Consider the following 15,951-nt stretch of genomic DNA (forward strand, 5'->3'; position numbering starts at 1 on the left):
TTCTTTGTTAGCGTTCACACTTGCTGCAGCACACAGCTTGACCCCAACCCCTACAAACCCGGTAAAGAGGCCCCCGCCTCCCGGACGGAGGCAAACCCATGCCAGAGACGTTGTCCACATCCAGCCCCGACCCCCGCGCTGACCAGTACGTCATCGGGGTGGACTACGGGACCCTGTCCGGCCGCGCCGTGGTGGTGCGGGTCCGCGACGGCAGGGAACTCGGCAGCGCTGTCCACGAGTACCCGCATGCGGTGGTCACCGATTCCCTGCCCGAAGATACAGCGGGTGCGGAATCCAACGGACACGCCACTAGGCTCCCCGGCGAATGGGCACTCCAGGTGCCCAACGACTACCGGGAAGTCCTGCGCAGGGCTGTCCCCGCCGCGGTGGCTGACGCAGGGATCGACCCTGCCGCCGTCGTCGGCATTGCCACGGACTTCACCGCCTGCACCATGGTGCCCGTCAAGGCCGACGGTACCCCCTTGAACGAACTGCCCGGCTTCGCCAACCGGCCGCATGCCTATGTGAAGCTCTGGCGCCACCACGCGGCGCAGGGGCAGGCTGACCGGATCAACCGGCTCGCCGCCGACCGGGGTGAGGACTGGCTTCCGCGCTACGGGGGGCTGATCTCCTCCGAATGGGAGTTCGCCAAAGGCCTGCAACTGCTGGAAGAGGACCCGGAAGCCTACGCCGCCATGGACCACTGGGTGGAGGCGGCGGACTGGATCGTTTGGCAGCTTTGCGGGCGGTACGTCCGCAACGCCTGCACGGCAGGTTACAAGGGGATTTACCAGGATGGCCGCTATCCGTCCGAGGACTTCCTTGCTGCCCTGAACCCGGACTTCAAGGACTTCGTCAGCTCCAAGCTGGAGCACACCATCGGGCGGCTGGGGGATGCCGCAGGCACCCTTACCGCCGAGGCTGCCGCCTGGACTGGACTGCCGGAGGGCATCGCCGTGGCCGTGGGAAACGTTGACGCGCACGTCACGGCCCCGGCCGCCAAAGCCGTGGACTCCGGCCAGCTGGTGGCCATCATGGGCACCTCCACCTGCCACGTCATGAACGGAACCGAACTGCGCGAAGTGCCCGGCATGTGCGGGGCAGTGGACGGCGGCATCGTGCCCGGCCTTTGGGGCTACGAGGCCGGCCAGTCCGGCGTCGGGGACATCTTTGGCTGGTTCACCAAGTACGGCGTCCCCCCCGAATACCACCAGGCTGCCAAGGACGCAGGCCTGGGTATCCACGAGTACCTCACCGAACTGGCGTCGCGGCAAGCTATCGGAGAACACGGCCTGATCGCCCTCGACTGGCATTCGGGCAACCGCTCGGTCCTGGTGGACCACGAGCTCTCCGGGACCGTGGTGGGCCAGACCCTGGCCACCAGGCCGGAGGACACATACCGGGCGCTGCTTGAGGCCACTGCTTTCGGGACCCGCACCATCGTGGACGCCTTCCGTGACGCCGGTGTCCCGGTGAAGGAATTCATTGTGGCCGGCGGCCTGCTCAAGAACAGGCTCCTGATGCAGATTTACGCGGACGCCACCGGCCTGCAGCTGTCCACCATCGGCTCGGAGCAGGGCCCGGCGCTGGGCTCGGCCATCCACGCCGCCGTGGCGGCGGGCGCCTACGCGGACATCCGCGAAGCCGCCGATGCCATGGGCGCCGAACCCGGGGAGGTGTACACGCCGATACCGGAAAACGTGGCCGCCTACGACGAACTGTTCCAGGAGTACAAGACGCTGCACGACTACTTCGGCCGCGGCAGCAACGACGTGATGCACCGGCTCAAGGCCATCCAGCGCAAAGCGGCGCGGACTGATTTGCCGGGCACCGGCAACCTGCCGGCACCCGCTGTGGAGGTGTCCGCATGACCGCCGGTACCGGTGTGACCCCGGCGATCCTGCAAACCATTGCCCGGATCCGTGAGGAAGTGTGCGCCCTGCACGCCGAGCTGACCCGGTACGAACTGGTGGTCTGGACCGCGGGCAACGTTTCGGCCCGCGTACCCGGGACCGACCTCATGGTCATCAAGCCCTCCGGCGTCTCCTACCAGGACCTGACCCCGGAGCAGATGATTGTCACCGACCTGCACGGCACCCCGGTGCGGGGCACCAACGTCGGTGGCGGCGGGACCGTCGATTGGGGCAACCCGCCCCTGTCACCGTCCTCCGACACGGCCGCCCACGCCTACGTGTACCGGCACATGCCCGACGTGGGCGGGGTAGTGCACACCCACTCCACCTACGCCACCGCCTGGGCCGCCAGGGGAGAAGCCATCCCGTGCGTGCTGACCATGATGGGTGACGAGTTCGGCGGCGAGATTCCGGTGGGACCGTTCGCGCTGATCGGCGATGACTCGATCGGCCACGGCATCGTGGAGACGCTGAAGAACTCCAATTCGCCTGCGGTCCTGATGCAGAACCATGGCCCCTTCACCATCGGCAAGGACGCCCGGTCCGCCGTGAAGGCCGCCGTCATGTGCGAGGAAGTGGCCCGTACCGTCCATATTTCCCGGCAACTCGGCGAACCCCTGCCCATCAAACAGGACCACATCGACTCCCTCTACGCCCGCTACCAGAACGTCTACGGCCAATAGGGCCCCCAAACTTTCCCAGGAGAATTTATGAGCACCGCAGCAAACACCTCCCTCGACGGCTACGAGGTCTGGTTCCTCACCGGCAGCCAGCACCTTTACGGCGAGGAGGTCCTCAAGCAGGTGGCCGCCCAGTCACAGGAGATCGCCAACCAGCTCAACGCATCTTCCGCGGTGCCCGTGCGGATCGTGTGGAAGCCGGTCCTCACCGATTCCGACGCCATCCGCCGCACCGCGCTGGAGGCGAACTCGGATGATTCCGTGATCGGCGTGACGGCCTGGATGCACACCTTCAGCCCGGCCAAGATGTGGATCCAGGGACTTGACCTGCTGCGCAAGCCCCTGCTGCACCTGCACACGCAGGCCAACCGGGACCTGCCGTGGGCGGACATCGACTTCGACTTCATGAACCTGAACCAGGCCGCCCACGGCGACCGCGAGTTCGGGTACATCCAGTCCCGCCTGGGCATTGCCCGGAAGACCGTCGTCGGGCACGTCTCCAACCCCGAGGTCGGCCGCCAGGTGGGGTCCTGGCAGCGTGCCGCCGCGGGCTGGGCGGCCGTCCGCACGCTGAAGCTGACCCGCTTTGGCGACAACATGCGCAACGTCGCCGTCACCGAAGGTGACAAGACCGAGGCCGAGCTGCGCTTCGGCGTCGCGGTCAATACCTGGTCCGTCAACGAACTCGCCGACGCCGTGCACGGCGCTGCAGAGTCCGACGTCGACGCGCTGGTGGCGGAGTACGAGGACCTTTATGACGTGGTGCCGGAGCTCCGCGCAGGCGCGGCCAGGCACGATTCGCTGCGGTACGGGGCCCGGATTGAATTGGGGCTGCGCAGCTTCCTGGAGGCCAACGGGTCCGCGGCGTTCACCACGTCCTTCGAGGATCTTGGTGCGCTCCGCCAGCTGCCCGGCCTGGCGGTGCAGCGGCTCATGGCCGCAGGCTACGGCTTCGGCGCCGAGGGTGACTGGAAGACCGCCATCCTGGTCCGCGCCGCCAAGGTGATGGGCGCCGGCCTGCCCGGTGGCGCATCGCTGATGGAGGACTACACCTACCACCTGGAGCCGGGGTCCGAGAAGATCCTCGGCGCCCACATGCTGGAAGTCTGCCCCTCCCTGACCGCGCAGAAGCCGCGGCTGGAAATCCACCCGCTGGGCATCGGCGGCAAGGAAGACCCGGTCCGCCTGGTGTTCGACGCCGATGCCTCCCCGGGCGTCGTCGTCGCCCTGTCCGACATGCGGGACCGCTTCCGCCTGGTGGCCAACGCCGTGGACGTCGTCCCCCTTGACCAGCCGCTGCCCAACCTGCCCGTGGCCCGCGCCCTGTGGGAGCCCAAGCCCGACTTCGCCACCTCGGCCGCCGCCTGGCTGACCGCCGGCGCCGCCCACCACACCGTCCTCTCCACCCAGGTGGGCATGGACGTGTTCGAGGACTTCGCCGAAATCGCCAAGACGGAGCTGCTCACCATCGACGAAGGCACCACCATCCGCCAGTTCAAGAAGGACCTGAACTGGAACGCGGCCTACTACAAGCTGGCCGGGGGGATCTGACCGGAAATGGTGCGGCGGCCGAGGCTTGAGGATGTGGCGGAGCTGGCCGGGGTCTCGCACCAGACCGTGTCACGGGTGGTCAACTGCCACCCGAATGTGAGCGCGGGGACCCGGGAGAAAGTGGAGGCGGCGATTGCCCAGCTGGGGTACCGCCGCAACTCCGCTGCCCGAAGCCTGGTCACCCGGCGCTCGCAGACCATCGGGGTCCTGGCCAGTGAACTGTCGCAGTACGGGCCTGCCAACACCCTGCTCGGGGTGGAACGCGCCGCGCGGGACGCTGGGTACTTCGTCAGCGTCGCTGCCTTGCGGGAGGTCAACCGCGATGCGATCCTGGCCGCCGTCCGGCACTTCCTGGACCAGTCGGTGGAAGGCATCGTGGTGATCGTTCCGCACCTGGAGATGCCGGCCGCCCTCGCGGAACTGCCTATCGGAGTGCCTGTGGTGGCCGTGGGGACCACAGGCACTGACGCCGTTGGCGGGGTCAAGGTGGACCAGCGCCGTGGGGCGGAACTGGCGGTGCGGCACCTCATCGGGCAGGGGCACGTCCGTATCGGGCACGTGGCGGGGCCCCAGGACTGGATCGACGCGGTGGCCCGTGCCGATGGCTGGCGGGGCGCCCTGGACGCGGCCGGCCTCGACGCCGATCTCATGATCGAGGGTGACTGGAGCGCCGGCAGCGGTTATGAGATAGGCCGCAAGGTGGCAGCCAGCCCCCGTGCCACTGCGCTGTTTGTAGGCAACGACCAGATGGCCCTGGGGGTCCTGCGGGCGTTGAATGAGGCAGGAATCAAGGTGCCGGAGGACGTCTCCGTGGTGGGCTTCGACGACCAGCCCGAAGCCGGCTACTTCAGCCCGCCCTTGACGGTGGTCCGGCAGGACTTCGAAGAACTGGGCCGGCGTTGCATGGACCTGATGCTCAGGGCACTGGACGGTGCGGAGGGACCGCAGACGCTGGTGGTGGAGCCCGAACTCGTCCTGCGCAGCAGCACCGCCCCGCCGGCCTGAAACTGCCGGCAGCGAAGTTAATCCGGGGGAGACCCCCGCGAAACGTGGCCACAACAATCGCTGCGTACGTTGGCAGGCATGACGGCTACCCTGCTCATCCGGCTCCGCGATTGGCTGCTGGACACGTTCACGTATGACTCCGAGTCCCTGGCCGGCGGCGCCATGGCTGACGCCACCCGCTGGGGCTGGCTGCCGGCCTTGAGCGGGGTGTCCGCAGGCGCGGAGCAGGCCCGCTCCGAGCATGCGCTGGCAGCACCCGAAACCAGCACGATGTCTGGTTAAACACACTATTGCGCCACTAGCGTGGTAATGCCCTAAACTGCTTCACTGAGGTGCCTGAAATGGCGCTGCGCAGCAACGAAAGTGAACACGCTATGGCTACCGATTACGATGCTCCACGCAAGCAGGAAGAAGAGTCGCCCGCTGACTCTCTCGAGGCCCTCCAGGCATCACGGAGCGGCAACGCGCAGACCGCGGTTATCGATGTCGACGAAAACGACACCGCTGAAGGTATCGACCTGCCCGGCGCCGACCTGTCCAACGAGGAACTAACCGTCATTGTGGTTCCCGAGCAGTCCGACGAGTTCACCTGCTCGTCGTGCTTCCTGGTCCGCCACCGGTCGCAGGTTGCCCGTGAAAAGAACGGCCTGAAGTACTGCCGCGACTGCGAAGGCTAAAAACTACTTCCTGGTTTTCCCGGCGCCGGCCACCCCTCGGGTGGCCGGCGCTTTTTGGTCCTGCGCTATCTATCTCCGGCCGCCGTCGTTATCAAAATGACCCCTCGTCTCCGGCAAGGAACACTCCTACGCTGGAATCATCCAATGGCTTTGAATCCTGGATGGCACAGCAATGAAAAAGTTCTCCATCTGGCTCGCAGCCGTCCTGCTGGCTGTAGGGCTGGGAATCGTGGTCCAGGGACCTGCCTCGGCGGCTCCCTACTGCGGGCTCACCTGGGGCTCGCTGGCAAAATCCGGGCAGGACACCGGTACCGCATCCGTTACCAATGTCCGCACGGGGCAGCACTACTGTTTCGACCGGCTGGTGGTGGACCTCAACGGCCCTGCGGTCGCCTATACCGTGCAGTATGTGCCGCGGATCGAGCAGGAGGGCTCGGGGCTTCCCGTTCCGGTGCGGGGCGGTGCGCGCCTGCACATCAGCATCAAGGCGCCCTCCTATGACGAGAACGGCAACGCCACCTACAGCCCCGCGGACAGGAATGAACTCAGCAACGTTTCCGGCTACCAGACCTTCCGCCAGGTAGTCTCCGCAGGAAGCTTTGAAGGATACACAAGCCTGGGCCTGGGCGTTCGGGCCCGCCTTCCGTTCCGGGTCTTCACCCTGGACGGTCCCGGCTCCGGCTCCCGGCTGGTCATAGACGTGGCGCACTTCTGGTGACCCATCCGTCGTCGTAAACAAAAAAGGTGCCGCGCCCCATCAGGGGCACGGCACCTTTCCTAAGGGGCTTACTCCGGAACCACCAGGGCGGGGGTGTCCCGCTTCAGGGTTTCACCGCGGAAGAAGCCGGGGTGGGTGCGGGACAGGACCAGCATGACGACGGCGCCCAGCGCCAGGATGCCGACGCCCAGGATGAACACCAGGCCCACGCCGAAGACCTCCGAGCCGCTGCCGAACTCAGGAGCCAGGCTGTCCATGGCGGTCTGGAAGAACACTACGAACAGGCCCACGCCACCGACCACCGGGCACACCAGCCGGAACAGGAAGTGGCGTGCGCTGTTGAAGAGGCTGTGGCGGAAGTACCAGGTGCAGGCGAGTGCGGTCAGGCCGTAGTAGAAGCAGATCATCAGGCCCAGGGCCAGGATGGTGTCGTTCAGGACGTTCTCGCTGACCACGTGCATTACGGCGTAGAACCCCGCCGAGATGATCCCGGCCGCGATGGTGGCGAAGCCCGGCGTCGCGAACTTCCTGCTGATCCGGCTGAACGGCTTCGGCAGGGCATCGTAGTGGGCCATGGCCAGCAGACTCCGCGACGGCGACATGAAGGTGGACTGGAGGGAGGCGGCAGAGCTGGAGAGCACGGCGAGGGACATCAGGATGGCGAAGGGGCCCATGATGGGGGAGGCCAACGCGGTGAAGATGTTCTCGTGGTTTTCGGCGTTGTTCAGGCCGTTGCCGGTATCTCCGACGCCGGCGAACATCATGGTGGCGATGCTGACCAGGAGGTAGATGGCAAGGACGATGACGGCCGTCAGGGTGCCTGCCACGCCGGCGGTCTTCTTGCCGTTGGCCGTCTCCTCATTGACGGTGAGGCAGACGTCCCAGCCCCAGTAGACGAAGATCGACAGGGAGATGCCGGCGGCAACCTGGCCGAAGGTTTCGATCTTGGTGACGTCGAACCAGTCCCAGCTGAACGGGATGGCCGTTTCCGAGGTGGACCAGTTGGCAAACGCCATACCCACGAACAGGCCGAGGACCAGCAGTTGGAAGCCCACCAGGCTGTACTGCACCAGCTTGGTGGTGTGCAGACCGCGGTAGCTGACCCAGACGGCCAGCGCCACGAAGACGAAGCAGGTGATGACGTTCAGGGCGTTGTTGTCCGCCAGGTCTGCGAGCTCGGGGGAGCCGGTGAGCTGGGACAGGAAAAGGTAGAAGAAGTCGACGGCGACGCCGGCGAGGTTGGACAGCACGATGATGTTGGCCGCCAGCAGGCCCCAGCCGCCCATCCAGCCGACCCAGGGCCCGAAGGCCTTGGTCACCCAAGTGAAAGTAGTGCCGCTGTCCGGGGAGTCGGCGTTGAGTTCCCGGTAGGCGAGCGAGACCAGGATCATGGGGATGAACCCGATCAGGAAGATGACGGGCAGCTGGAGGCCGGCTTCATTGACGGTGGGACCCAGCGCGCTGGTGAGGGTGTAGGCGGGGGCAATGGTCGAAATGCCCAGGACGACGACGGCGAGGAGCCCGAGCTGCCCGCCCTTGAGGCCCTTGTCGCTAATGCCGTCCGCGGATGGGGCGTGGGCGTGCGGACCGGGTTTGGCCGTACTGGTGCGGATTGTCTCTGTCATGGCACCACTTTCTGGGAAGGCTGTGAGACGGAAGTCACTATATGAATGGCGTTCATTTAGTATGGGGGCGCCGACCGTGTGATGCAAGACGCAATATGAATCACATTCGTTTGTGACTCGTTTTCGAAATTAGTAAGCTCGCTGATGAATTGCCTGAAGGCCTGCCGCCGCGGTGTCCGCGGCTGGTAGCGTCGGGCGCATTGGACCACTTGAGGAGGATGCATGAAAGCTTCACCGACATTGACCAACAACCTGCAGGCTGTCCTTGCGGACCTGATCGAGCTCCACGTCCAGGGCAAGCAGGCGCACTGGAACATCGTGGGCACCAACTTCCGCGACCTCCACCTGCAGCTGGATGAAATCGTGGACGCTGCCCGCCAGTTCGCCGACGATACCGCCGAGCGGATGCGCGCCCTGCATGCGCTTCCGGACGGCCGCAGCTCCACCGTTGCCGAAACCACCAGCCTGGCCCAGTTCCCTGAAGGGCTGATCAGCACTGAAGATGCCATCGAGCGGATCGTCGCTGCCATGGAGGCTGCCGTGGGCACCATGCGCAAGGTTCATGACGAAGTGGATGAGGAGGACCCCACCTCCGCGGACCTCCTGCACGAATTCATCGCCCGGCTGGAGCAGTTCGCCTGGATGGTGCAGGCGGAAAACATGAAGCCCACTGCCAAGGTCACGGCTGCAGACTCAAAGTAGCGGTTGTTTCACGGAGCGCCCGGCGGTGAGGTATTCCTCCTCGACGCCGGGCGCTTTTGCCTGCCCGGCGGTCCGTTTCTGGACTCCCGCGGGCGTCCGCTACGCCGCTTTTGGCACTTTTCGCAGCACGACGGCCGCGAGGACTGCCGCCGTCGCCATCAGTACCAGCCCAATTGCCGCGGTCACGTGCACCCCCGAGTCGAACGCTGCAGCGGCGGCGTCCCTGAGGGCGCCGGCAAGCGGTGGCGGCAGCAGGTTGGCCGCCTCCACGGCGCCCGCCAGTGTCTCCCCGGCGTTGTGCAAGGTGGGCCCGGGCAGTATGCCCTCCAGCCCCGCAGGCAGCCGAAGGTTCTGCTGGTAGGAGGCGGTCAAAATGGATCCCAGGACGGCTGTCCCCAGCAGGGAACCCACCTCGTAGCCCGTTTCGGAAATTGCGGAGGCCGCCCCCGACTTTGCGGGCGGGGCGGCACCCAGGATGAGGTCGTTGGAGATGGTCTCCGCCGTGCCCACGCCCAGCGCCAGGACCAGGAGGGCTGCCAGCAGCAGCGACGGGCCGCCGTCGTGGTTTCCGAACGTCACCATGCTGTAGCCGGCGGCGCTGAAAGCCAGCCCCGCAGCCACCACGTACCCGGGCCTGACCTTGCGGACCAGCGGTACCACCGCCAGGCCGGCCACCACCGTGGCCGCCAGCGCGGGGACCATGGCAACCCCTGCCCCGGAGGGGCTCATTCCTTCGAGGAGTTGCAGATGCTGGGCAAGGAACAGGATGAACCCGTTGAAGGAAAACAGGGCCAGGATGTTGGCAGTTATGGCCATGCTGAACACCCTGTTGCGGAACAGGGACATGTCCAGCAGTGGGTGCTCCAGGCGCAGCTGCCGCTGCACGAACACTGCTCCCATGGCCAGGCCAAAGGCAATTGCCCCCAGCCCTGCTGCGCCCGGCCCCTCCGTGGCGACGGCCTTGATGCCGTACACCACGGGCACCATGACCAGCATGGAGAGCAGGATGCTGGGGATGTCCACCTTCCCCGGTGCGGGATCCTTCGACTCCGGGATCAGGACCGGCCCTAAAGCCAGCAGCGGAACCATGAGGGGTGCCGCTACCAGGAAGACCGCGCCCCACCAGAAGTGCTCCACCAGCCAGCCGCCGACAATGGGCCCCAGGGCCGCGCCGCCCGAGAATCCCGCAGCCCAGATCGCGACTGCCAGCCGCCGGCGGTTGGGCTCGGGAAAGATGTTGCGGATCAGCGACAGTGTGGACGGCATCAGCATGGCCCCGAAGAAGCCCAGGGCTGCGCGGCCGGCGATCAGCCACTGCGGCGTGGGGGCGAAGGCCGTGGCGGCTGAGAGCGCGGCGAAGCCGATGCTGCCGATGACCAGGAGCCGCCGCCGGCCAATACGGTCGCCAAGGCTTCCCATGGATACCAGCAGGCCGGCCAGCACCAGGGGATAGGCGTCGATGATCCACAGCAGCTGCACGCCTGTTGGTTCCAGCGCGCGGGCAATGACGGGCAAGGCGAACGTCAGGGCTGTGTTGTCCACGGCCACCAGGAGTACGGGAAACATCAGCAGCCCCAACGCCAGCCAATCCCGCCACGGCCGCCCTGGGGCGTTCTCATCCGGGCGTGCGGGCGCGGGGCTGGTGGAAGTCATCATAAAATAACTATACCGTCCGGACGGTATAGTTATGAACTTCCTCCGGTTCCGTCATACCGCCTTGGGGAGGGCATGATGGAAGGCATGCCCCGAAAGCCCGTAGCCCGCGACGCGGTCCTTGATGCCTTCGAATCACTGTTGATCGAGGTGGGGGAGCGCGCCGCCACCCTTGACGCCGTCGCCCGGAAGGCAGGCGTGTCCAAGGGCGGCCTGCTCTACCACTTTCCCAACAAGGAAGCGCTCATTGCCGTGCTGCTGGACCGGCTGGAGGGCCTGGCCCGGGAGGACGCCGATGCCATGGCCTCGGCCGTCGAAGGCGCCGCCGCCTACTTCATCCGTTCTTCGGTGTGGGCTGACACTCCGCTGGACCGGGCCATTGTTGCCGCCACCAGGCTTGCCGAGGTGGCGCATGAGGAGACGCGGCGCCGGTTCGCGGCCATGCAGCAGCGCTGGCTGGACGAGATTGCCGCGGATGTTGGTCCGGAGTTGGCGAAGGCGGTCCTCTATATGGGTGACGGCCTCTACTTCAACGCCATGCTGTCGGTGGCGCCCGCGCCGGCGGGGGGAGCGGCCGCTGACGTGGAGGAACTCCTCGCTGCCTTGGAGCGGCTCCGCCGGTAGGATCTGCCATTTGCCGGGAGGGGCGGGGCGTAGGACAATGGAGAGTTGTGAGGGCCGCAACCGGCCGTCATGATCCAACAAGTGAATAGCCTTTGATCTGCGGCGGGAGAGTTCTGCCGAAAGTACAGGCAGGCGCCGTAGGAGCAAATCCTCCCCAGGAATCTCGCAGGCCCCTGTACCGCCGCGGCGAGGCGCCTCTGGAAAGCAGCAGGCAGTTGCCCTTCCTCCTTTGGGGAGCGGAAGAACTGCTGTGCTCACCGACGGTGCAAGCGGGTCCTGCCAGGCAGGCACCGCGGAAACTCTCAGGTCCAATACAGAGCGGGGAGGAACCCAAATAGCTGTGGCGTACCCTGCGCCGCCTGAGTAAATGGAGTTCCTTCGTGCCGGTTACACCAGCCTCCACCACCTTCGTAGACCGCCATATCGGTGCGCGCCGCCAGGCCGACGTCGACACCATGCTCAAAGCCGTGGGCTACGACACCCTCGATTCCCTGGTGGACACGGCCGTGCCCAAGGTCATCCGCCAGGAAACCGCCCTGCGGCTCCAGGACGCCCTCAGCGAGGTTGAGGTCCTCACGGAGCTGCGCAAGCTTGCCGGGAAGAACAAGACCGCCGTCCAGCTGATCGGCCAGGGGTACTTCGACACCGTCACTCCGCCGGTGATCCGCCGAAACATCCTTGAATCCCCGGCCTGGTACACCGCCTACACCCCATACCAGCCGGAGATTTCCCAGGGCCGGCTCGAGGCCCTGTTGAACTTCCAGACCATGGTGCAGGATCTGGTTGGCCTGCCCATCGCCAACGCCTCGCTGCTGGATGAAGCAACCGCCGTCGCCGAGGCCGTCCTGCTGATGCGCCGTGCCAATAAGGCCAAGCCCGCTGCGGATGGCAAGACCGTGCTGGACATCGACGTCCTGCCGCAGACCATGGCCATCGTCAGGGGCCGCGCCGAGGCACTTGGCTTCGACGTTGAAGTGGCGGACCTTTCCCAGGGCCTGCCGGAGGGCGACATCAACGGCATCGTGCTGCAGCAGCCCGGCGCCTCCGGCCGGGTATGGGACCAGTCCGGCGTCATCAGCGCCGCCAAGGAGCGCGGTGCGCTCGTGACCATCGCCGCAGACCTGCTGGCCCTGACCCTGATCACTCCTCCGGGCGAACAGGGCGCCGACATTGCCGTGGGCTCTGCCCAGCGCTTCGGTGTCCCGCTGTTCTTCGGCGGACCGCACGCCGCCTACATGGCCGTCCGCAAGGGCCTGGAGCGCTCGCTGCCCGGCCGCCTGGTTGGCGTGTCCAAGGACGACGCGGGAGTCCCCGCCTACCGCCTGGCGCTGCAGACCCGCGAGCAGCACATCCGCCGCGAGAAGGCCACGTCCAACATCTGCACGGCGCAGGCGCTGCTGGCCATCGTTGCCTCAATGTACGCCGTGTACCACGGCCCGGATGGGCTGAAGGCGATCGCGGAAACCACGCACGGCCACGCCCGCAGCCTTGCAGCCTCGCTTGCGGCTGCCGGCATCGAGGTCCAGCACAAGAGCTTCTTTGACACCCTGACGGTCCGGGTTCCGGGCCGCGCCGCGGGCATCGTCGCCGACGCTGAAGCGCGGGGCATCAACCTGCGCAACGTCGACGCCGACACTGTGGGCATCTCCCTGGATGAAACCACGACGGCGGCCATCGTCGCCCAGGTTGCCGACATCTTTGGCGCCTCCGTGGCAGGGGATGCCGTTGCCGGCGGCGCCGACTTCGGGTTGGAGGCCGCCGTCGAACGCTCCACCGACTACCTGCAGCACCCGGTCTTCAACACCCACCGCTCCGAAACGCAGCTTTTGCGCTACATCCGCAAGCTCTCCGACCGTGACCTGGCGCTGGACCGCACCATGATCCCGCTGGGTTCCTGCACCATGAAGCTGAACGCCACGGCCGAGATGGAAGCCATTTCCTGGCCGGAGTTCGCCTCCATCCACCCGTTCGCGCCGGACTCCCAGACGGAAGGCTGGCGTGAACTGATCGCCGATCTGGAAGCGGACCTCACCGCCATCACCGGCTATGACCAGGTGTCCATCCAGCCCAACGCCGGATCCCAGGGCGAGCTGGCGGGCCTGCTGGCGATCCGCGGCTACCACCACTCCCGCGGTGACCAGCAGCGCAACGTCTGCCTGATCCCGGCCTCGGCGCACGGCACCAACGCCGCCTCCGCCGTTCTCGCCGGCATGAAGGTCGTCGTCGTTGCCACCGCATCTGACGGCACCATCGACCATGACGACCTGACGGCCAAGATCGAGGCCAACAAGGACCTCCTGTCCTGCATCATGATCACCTACCCCTCCACCCACGGTGTCTACGACGGCGACGTCCGTGAGGTCTGCGACGCCGTGCACGCCGCCGGCGGCCAGGTCTACATCGACGGGGCCAACCTGAACGCGCTGGTGGGGCTGGCGCAACCGGGCAAGTTCGGCGGCGACGTGTCCCACCTGAACCTGCACAAGACCTTCTGCATCCCGCACGGCGGCGGCGGACCGGGCGTCGGCCCCGTTGCGGCCAAGGCACATCTGGCACCGTTCATGCCTGGCGATGCAACGACTTGGAAGGCCGGATCCGGCGCCACCGACGTGCCGATTTCCGCCTCCCGGTTTGGTTCGGCCGGGGTGCTGCCCATCTCCTGGGCGTACGTGAAGCTGATGGGCGGGGAGGGCCTGACCGAGGCCACCAAGTCCGCGCTGCTGGCTGCCAACTACGTTGCCTCCCGGCTGAACGAGCACTTCCCGGTCCTTTACACCGGTGAAGGCGGCCTGGTGGCGCACGAGTGCATCCTGGACCTGCGTGAACTCACCGCCCGGACCGGTGTGACCGCCGAAGATGTGGCCAAGCGGCTGATCGACTTCGGCTTCCACGCCCCCACCCTGGCGTTCCCGGTCGCCGGGACCCTGATGGTGGAGCCCACCGAGTCCGAGGACCTCGCCGAGATTGACCGCTTCGTTGAGGCCATGATCACCATCCGCAAGGAAATCGACCAGGTGGCCAACGGCGACTTTGCCGTGGCCCACTCACCCCTGCGCCGCGCACCCCACACGGCCGCCGCCGTCGTCAGCTCCGACTGGGACCGCGCCTACCCGCGGGAGCAGGCCGCGTTCCCGGCCCACCACAAGCAGGACAAGTACTTCCCGCCGGTAGGCCGCATCGACGGCGCGGCAGGGGACCGGAACCTGATCTGCTCCTGCCCCCCGCTCTCCGAGTTCGAGAACTGAGGCCTGCCGCCATGACCGAGAAATACACAGCGTTGTACGACGAGCACAAGAAGCTGGGCGCGTCCTTCACCGACTTTGGCGGCTGGCAGATGCCGCTGAAGTACAGCTCCGAGCTCGCCGAACACCACGCGGTCCGCAAGGCCGCCGGCCTGTTCGACCTCTCCCACATGGGCGAGGTCTGGGTGACCGGCCCGGACGCTGCTGCCTTCCTGGACTACGCCCTGGTGGGGAAGATCTCCGCCATGGCCGTGGGCAAAGCCAAGTACTCCCTGATCTGCAATGAGGACGGCGGGATCATCGACGACCTCATCACCTACCGGCGTCCCGCCGCGCAGGACGGCACCGACGTCTTCCTGGTGGTGCCCAATGCCGGCAATGCCGCCGTGGTGGCTGCAGCACTGCAGGAGCGTGCTGCGGGGTTCGACGCGGTGGTGGATGATGCCTCGGCCCGCACCTCCCTGGTCGCGGTGCAGGGGCCCAAGGCCCAGGAACTCCTGCTGCGTCTGGTTCCGGCCGCCCAGCACTCCCTGGTGAGCGAACTGAAGTACTACGCCGCCGTCGAGGTTCCCTTCCTGGTGGGCGGTGCGGGCAAGGAACTCCTGCTCGCCCGTACCGGATACACCGGCGAGGACGGGTTCGAGATCTTCGTGGACAATCACGATGCCGCCGCGCTGTGGCAGGCACTGATCGCTATCGCCGACGACGGGGAACTGGTTCCGGCCGGCCTGGCGTCCCGCGACTCCCTCCGCCTCGAAGCGGGGATGCCCCTGTACGGCAACGAACTGTCGCTGCAGGGCGACCCGTTCGCCGCCGGGCTGGGAGCAGTCGTCGCACTCTCCAAGGAAGGCGGCTTCGTGGGTAAAGCCGCCCTGGCAGCCAAAAAGGAGGCCGGCGCCGGCAGCACCTCCGGCCGCCGCCTCGTAGGGCTCAAAGGCCAGGGCCGCCGCGCCGGCCGCGCGCACTACCCCGTCCTGAAGGACGGTGTCACGGTCGGCGAAGTCACCTCGGGCCAGCCCTCGCCCACCCTCGGCTACCCCATCGCGATGGCCTACGTCGACGTCGAACATTCGGCACCCGGCACCGCCCTGGAGATCGATCTCCGCGGCAAGGCAGAGCCTTTCGAAGTCGTCGACCTCCCGTTCTACCGCCGTCAAAAGTAGTCCCTTGGTGCTCGGCCGTGGTCACCACCGGGACCGGCGGACCGGACATTTTCACGCGTGCTGCTCGTTCCTCGCTTTGACGCACGCTTTCGAAAAGTCCGGCTCCGCCGGCCCTCGTGCGGAAGTTGCGGTTGTGCGAGGACAGTGTCAGGTCTTACAGGACGCGAGTGGGTGAGGACTACGTGCATGTTTCTCTTTCCCCGGCACTCATGAGCGTTGTCGGCCCGCTCGTTGCCTTCCTGCCCCGGCGCTCTGGTGCCGTGTCCTCGGAGTGGGCGGGGCATCCGGCAGCGTGCGTCTAAGGGAGCGTCACGTCCGCTTAGCGGGCGTCTACGCGACCGAGCACGCAGAGGATGTCCTGCCCGCTCCACCCAACCACCCAGAGTTCCAAGAACGCA

Annotated in this window: 13 protein-coding genes and 2 riboswitches; of the genes, 11 read left to right on the top strand and 2 right to left on the bottom strand. The window is 66.6% G+C overall.

Annotation, left to right across the window (positions count from 1 at the left end):
• Window positions 1–98 precede the first annotated feature (98 nt).
• The 7 genes from araB (at window position 99) to ACIGJD_RS03745 (ending at window position 6,544) form a co-directional block, all read left to right on the top strand.
• The gene (gene araB / locus ACIGJD_RS03715) at window positions 99–1,871 is read left to right on the top strand and encodes a ribulokinase (protein WP_483688351.1); all 1,773 of its coding nucleotides are present in this window, start codon (window positions 99–101) and stop codon (window positions 1,869–1,871) included.
• Window positions 1,868–2,596, top strand: a complete 729-nt coding sequence (locus ACIGJD_RS03720; RefSeq protein ID WP_286401927.1) for an L-ribulose-5-phosphate 4-epimerase — start codon at window positions 1,868–1,870, stop codon at window positions 2,594–2,596. Before araB ends, ACIGJD_RS03720 begins: the two co-directional genes overlap by 4 nt.
• Window positions 2,597–2,623: 27 nt before the next feature.
• Complete coding sequence (araA, locus tag ACIGJD_RS03725) at window positions 2,624–4,144, top strand: L-arabinose isomerase (protein ID WP_483688352.1); 1,521 nt, start codon at window positions 2,624–2,626, stop codon at window positions 4,142–4,144.
• Window positions 4,145–4,150: 6 nt separating this feature from the next.
• Window positions 4,151–5,149 (top strand): LacI family DNA-binding transcriptional regulator, encoded by a 999-nt coding sequence (locus tag ACIGJD_RS03730; protein ID WP_286401932.1) that lies wholly within the window; start codon window positions 4,151–4,153, stop codon window positions 5,147–5,149.
• Between the two features lie 78 nt (window positions 5,150–5,227).
• Window positions 5,228–5,431, top strand: a complete 204-nt coding sequence (locus ACIGJD_RS03735) for a hypothetical protein (protein ID WP_286401935.1) — start codon at window positions 5,228–5,230, stop codon at window positions 5,429–5,431.
• Window positions 5,432–5,523: 92 nt separating this feature from the next.
• Complete coding sequence (locus tag ACIGJD_RS03740; RefSeq protein ID WP_142131097.1) at window positions 5,524–5,826, top strand: DUF4193 domain-containing protein; 303 nt, start codon at window positions 5,524–5,526, stop codon at window positions 5,824–5,826.
• A gap of 172 nt (window positions 5,827–5,998) precedes the next feature.
• Window positions 5,999–6,544 carry an AMIN-like domain-containing (lipo)protein gene (locus ACIGJD_RS03745; RefSeq protein WP_286401939.1) on the top strand — a complete coding sequence of 182 codons (546 nt, stop codon included), beginning with the start codon at window positions 5,999–6,001 and terminating at the stop codon, window positions 6,542–6,544.
• 68 nt (window positions 6,545–6,612) lie between these two features.
• Here ACIGJD_RS03745 and ACIGJD_RS03750 read toward each other — a convergent pair whose 3' ends face one another.
• Window positions 6,613–8,169 carry an APC family permease gene (locus ACIGJD_RS03750; RefSeq protein WP_483688353.1) on the bottom strand — a complete coding sequence of 519 codons (1,557 nt, stop codon included), beginning with the start codon at window positions 8,167–8,169 and terminating at the stop codon, window positions 6,613–6,615.
• Window positions 8,170–8,391: 222 nt separating this feature from the next.
• Here ACIGJD_RS03750 and ACIGJD_RS03755 point away from each other — a divergent pair, with 222 nt between their 5' ends.
• Window positions 8,392–8,871: a Dps family protein gene (locus ACIGJD_RS03755; RefSeq protein ID WP_142131093.1), complete on the top strand. Its 480-nt coding sequence runs from the start codon at window positions 8,392–8,394 to the stop codon at window positions 8,869–8,871.
• Between the two features lie 99 nt (window positions 8,872–8,970).
• Here ACIGJD_RS03755 and ACIGJD_RS03760 read toward each other — a convergent pair whose 3' ends face one another.
• Window positions 8,971–10,527 (bottom strand): MFS transporter, encoded by a 1,557-nt coding sequence (locus tag ACIGJD_RS03760; protein WP_483688354.1) that lies wholly within the window; start codon window positions 10,525–10,527, stop codon window positions 8,971–8,973.
• Between the two features lie 84 nt (window positions 10,528–10,611).
• Here ACIGJD_RS03760 and ACIGJD_RS03765 point away from each other — a divergent pair, with 84 nt between their 5' ends.
• The 3 genes from ACIGJD_RS03765 to gcvT all read left to right on the top strand — a co-directional run bounded on the left by ACIGJD_RS03765 (window position 10,612) and on the right by gcvT (window position 15,553).
• On the top strand, window positions 10,612–11,148 hold the full coding sequence (locus ACIGJD_RS03765; protein ID WP_483688355.1) for a TetR/AcrR family transcriptional regulator: 537 nt from the start codon (window positions 10,612–10,614) through the stop codon (window positions 11,146–11,148).
• Window positions 11,149–11,241: 93 nt separating this feature from the next.
• A riboswitch (glycine riboswitch) is annotated at window positions 11,242–11,339 on the top strand.
• A gap of 28 nt (window positions 11,340–11,367) precedes the next feature.
• Window positions 11,368–11,475, top strand: a riboswitch (glycine riboswitch).
• 53 nt (window positions 11,476–11,528) lie between these two features.
• Entirely contained in the window at window positions 11,529–14,393 is a 2,865-nt protein-coding gene (gcvP, locus tag ACIGJD_RS03770) for an aminomethyl-transferring glycine dehydrogenase (RefSeq protein WP_483688356.1), read from the top strand.
• 11 nt (window positions 14,394–14,404) lie between these two features.
• Entirely contained in the window at window positions 14,405–15,553 is a 1,149-nt protein-coding gene (gene gcvT / locus ACIGJD_RS03775; RefSeq protein ID WP_483688357.1) for a glycine cleavage system aminomethyltransferase GcvT, read from the top strand.
• Window positions 15,554–15,951 lie beyond the last annotated feature (398 nt).

The organism is Arthrobacter sp. E1SS-5 (genome assembly GCF_057073715.1).